This window comes from Streptomyces capparidis (genome assembly GCF_054782095.1).
This window is the reverse complement of sequence record NZ_BAAGTD010000116.1, coordinates 1-4,298: the sequence shown is the minus strand read 5'-3', so window position 1 is coordinate 4,298 and position 4,298 is coordinate 1. Positions and strand designations below refer to the sequence as shown.

Sequence of the window (4,298 nt, the reverse complement as noted above, 5' to 3'; positions counted from 1 at the left end):
GCATGTGGAGCGGATCCGCGACCGGATCCTGCGCGACCTGGCGGACATCACCCCGCGCCGGGCCGAGGTGCCCTTCCACTCCACGGTCACGGGTGAACCGCTGGACACCACGACGATGGATGCCGCGTACTGGTTCCGGAACCTGCGTCAGCCGGTCCTCTTCCACCCCGTCGTCCGAGAGTTCGAGGACGCGGTTCTCGTGGAGTGCAGTCCGCACCCGGTGCTGACCGTCGGCGTGGAGGACATCCCCGCGGTGGGCTCCCTGCGCCGGGACGACGGTGGGCTGCGCCGGTTCCTGACCTCGGTCGGCGAGGCGTTCACGCACGGCGTCACCGTGGACTGGGCGTCGCTGTTCACCGGCGGCCACACCCCCCTCGACCTGCCCACCTACCCGTTCCAGCATGAGCGTTTCTGGCTGGAGGCCCCGGCCGCGGGCTCCGGTGTGGCCGCGCATGCCCTGGTGGGTGCGGGTGTGGAGTTGGCGGACGGGGGCGGGGTGGTGTTCTCGGGGCGGGTGTCGTTGGAGTCGCATCCGTGGCTGGCGGATCACGCGGTGTGGGGGACGGTGCTGGTTCCGGGTACGGCGTTCGTGGAGTTGGCGTTGGCCGCCGGTGGGCGGGTGGAGGAGTTGACGCTCCAGGCGCCGCTGGTGCTGCCGGAGCGGGGTGGGGTGCGGGTGCAGGTGCGGGTCAACGCGCCCGACGGCGAAGGCCGCCGCACCTTCGGCGTGTACGCCCGCGCCGGTGACGACCCCGCCGAGCCCTGGACCCGGCACGCCGCCGGGGTGCTGGCGCCGGAGACCGGGAGCGGCGAGCCGCCGTCGGGCGGGGCGTGGCCGCCGCCCGGATCGGTGCCGGTGCCTGTGGAGTACGACCGGCTCGCGGACACCGGGTTCCACTACGGGCCCGCGTTCCAGGGGCTCGTCGCGGCGTGGCGGCGCGGGGACGAGGTGTTCGCCGAGGTGGAGCTGCCGCCGGACCGGCACGGCGACCGGTTCGCGCTGCACCCCGCGCTGCTCGACGCCGCCCTGCACGCCGGGCTGCTCGTGGGCGCGGACGAGGTGCGACTGCCGTTCTCCTGGACCGGCGTCACCCTGCACGCCACCGGCGCCACCGCGCTGCGGGTGCGGCTCGCACCGGCCGGGCCCGGCGCGACGGCCCTGACGGCCACCGACGAGTCGGGCGCGCCCGTGGTGTCGGCCGAGTCGCTGGCGTTCCGGCCGGTCAGCCCCCGGCAGTTGCGGGCGGGCGCCGCCGACCGGCCGCTCCACCACCTGGAGTGGACGCCGCTCACGACGGCGGCGGAGCCCGCGGACGGGGTCGCGCTGCTCGGTGAGGACGACCTCGGCACGGGGCTGCCCGTCCACCCGGACCTGGCGGCGCTCGCGCCCGAGGCGCCGCGGTTCGTGGTCGCTCCCCTGCTCGACCCGCCGCCCGGCGACATCGCCGAAGCGGCGCGCGCCGCCACCCACCGGGCGCTCGGCCTGGTCCGGGACTGGCTGGCCGACGAGCGGTTCGCCGCCTCCCGCCTGGTGCTGCTCACCAGGGGCGCGGCGGACGGCGGAGCCGACCTCGTCCACGCCCCGGTGTGGGGGCTGGTCCGCTCCGCGCAGGCGGAGCACCCGGGCCGCCTGGTCCTCGCCGACGTGGACGGCCACCCCGAGTCGTTCGCCGCGCTCCTGGCCGCCCTGCCCTCCGGCGAACCCCAGTTGGCGGTGCGCTCCGGGCAGGTCCGGGCGGCGCGGCTGGCCAGGGCGGACCTCGCCGCGGCCGAGCCGACCCGGGCGTTCGGCGACGGCACGGTGCTGGTCACCGGCGGCACCGGCGCCCTCGGCGGCCTGGTGGCCAGGCATCTCGCCGAGGCGCACGGCGTGCGGGACCTGCTGCTGCTCAGCCGGCGCGGCCCGGACGCCGAGGGTGCGCGCGAGCTGTGCGCCGACCTGGCCGCGCTGGGCGCGACCGCCACCGTCGTGGCGTGCGACGCCGCGGACCGGGCCGCCCTCGCGGACGCCCTGGCCGGGGTGCCGCTGACCGGTGTGGTGCACACCGCGGGAGTGCTGGCCGACGGCGTGGTCACCTCGCTGACCCGGGAGCGACTGGACGCGGTGCTGCGCCCCAAGGTGGACGCCGCCTGGAACCTGCACGAGCTGACCCGGGACCGCGACCTGTCCGCGTTCGTGCTGTTCTCCTCCGCCGCCGGCACCCTCGGCGCCCCGGGGCAGGGCAACTACGCCGCGGCGAACGCGTTCCTGGACGCGCTGGCCGGGCACCGCGGAGCGGCCGGGCTGCCCGGGGTGTCCCTCGCCTGGGGCCTGTGGGCCACCCCCAGCGGCATGACCGGCGGGATGGACGACGGCGACCTGCGGCGGCTGGCCCGCACCGGACTGCTGCCGCTCGCCACCGAGCAGGGGCTCGCGCTGTTCGACGCCGCCGTGGCGGACGGCCGCCCCGTGCTGGTCCCCGCCCGGCTGAACACGGCCGGGGCGGCGTGGCAGGACGAGGTGCCGTTCCTGCTGCGCGGCCTGGTCCGCGCCCCGGCCCGCCGCGACACGGGCGCCGGGTCTGCCGCCGCGCTCAGGCGGCGCCTCGCGGACGCCCCGGAGGCCGAGCGGGACCGGCTGCTGCTCGACCTGGTGCGCACCCATGTGGCGGCCGTGCTGGGGCACGAGGCGGCCGGAACGATCGACCCGGAGCGGGGGTTCATGGACCTCGGCCTGGACTCGCTCACCGCGCTGGAGCTGCGCAACCGGCTGACCGCGGCGACCGGGCAGCGGGTGACCCCGACCCTCGTCTTCGACCACCCCACCCCGGCCGCGGTGGCCCGCCACCTGCGCGCCGCGCTCCTCCCCGAAGCCGCCGCGGCGGACGGCGGGGCCGCCGTCCCGGCCGCGGGCGAGGAGGAGTTCCGCCGGGCCCTGGCGTCCATTCCACTGGCCCGCTTCCAGGAGGCCGGTCTCGTGGACGCGCTGCTGCGGCTCGCCGCGGCGACCCCCGCGGCCCCCGAGCCCGAGGCGGCGGACGCCCTCACCTCCCTGGACACGATGGACGTGGAGAGCCTGGTCCGAGTAGCGCTCGGCGACCACTGACCAGTGCGCGACCGAATCGGAGTTGTTGACGATGGCCGCTTCCAGTGAAGAAGTCGTCAGGGCGCTACGGGCCTCCCTCAAGGAGGCGGAGCTGCTGCGGCAGCGCAACCGCGAACTGACCGCCGCCCTGTCCGAACCGATCGCGATTGTCGGCATGGCCTGCCGCTACCCCGGGGGCGTCCGCTCACCGGAGGACCTGTGGCGGCTGGTCGAGTCGGGTACCGACGCGATCTCCCCGTTCCCCGAGGACCGCGGCTGGGACGTGGCGGACCTGCACGACCCCGACCCGGAGGCGCCGGGGAAGAGCTATGTCCGCGAGGGCGGGTTCCTCGACGACGCGGGCGGGTTCGACGCCGCGTTCTTCGGCATCAGCCCCCGCGAGGCCCTCGCCATGCACCCGCAGCAGCGGCTGCTGCTGGAGACCTCCTGGGAGGCGTTCGAACGCGCGGGCATCGCCCCCGCCTCCGTGCGCGGCACCAAGGCCGGGGTGTTCGCCGGCGTCATGCACCAGGACTACGCCGCCCTGCTCCGGCAGGTGCCGCGGGAGCTCGAAGGGTACGTGCTGACCGGTGACTCCGGCAGCGTCGTCTCCGGCCGGGTCGCCTACACGCTGGGCCTCGAAGGGCCCGCGGTGACGGTGGACACGGCCTGCTCGTCCTCGCTGGTCGCCCTGCACCTGGCCTGCCAGTCGCTGCGGCAGGGCGAGTGCACGCTCGCGCTCGCGGCCGGGGTGACCGTGATGACCGGCCCGTCAGGCTTCGTCGAGTTCAGCCGCCAGCGCGGGCTCTCCCCGGACGGCCGGTGCAAGTCCTTCGCCGCCGCCGCCGACGGCACCGGCTGGGCCGAGGGCGTGGGCGTGCTGCTGCTCCAGCGGCTGTCCGACGCCCGCCGCGACGGCCACCGGATCCTCGCCGTGGTGCGCGGCTCCGCGGTCAACCAGGACGGCGGCAGCAGCGGCTTCTCCGCCCCCAACGGACCGGCCCAGCAGCGCGCCATCCGGCAGGCGTTGGCGAGTGCGGGTTTGGGGCCGGGGGATGTGGATGCGGTGGAGGCGCATGGGACGGGGACGAGGCTGGGGGATCCGATCGAGGCGCAGGCGTTGTTGGCCACGTATGGGCGGGGCCGGGATGCGGGGCGTCCTTTGTGGTTGGGGTCGTTGAAGTCGAACATCGGTCATGCGCAGGCCGCTGCGGGTGTGGCGGGTGTGATCAAG

General features: G+C 76.2%; 2 protein-coding genes. Both read left to right on the top strand.

What is annotated here, in order from left to right; translation table 11 throughout:
* Nucleotides 1–3,085 (top strand): type I polyketide synthase (locus ACYVO2_RS37110; RefSeq protein ID WP_461012538.1); only part of this gene is annotated, 3,085 nt, incomplete at its 5' end.
* Between the two features lie 31 nt (nucleotides 3,086–3,116).
* A partial coding sequence (locus ACYVO2_RS37105) for a beta-ketoacyl synthase N-terminal-like domain-containing protein (protein WP_461012537.1) occupies nucleotides 3,117–4,298 on the top strand: 1,182 nt, incomplete at its 3' end.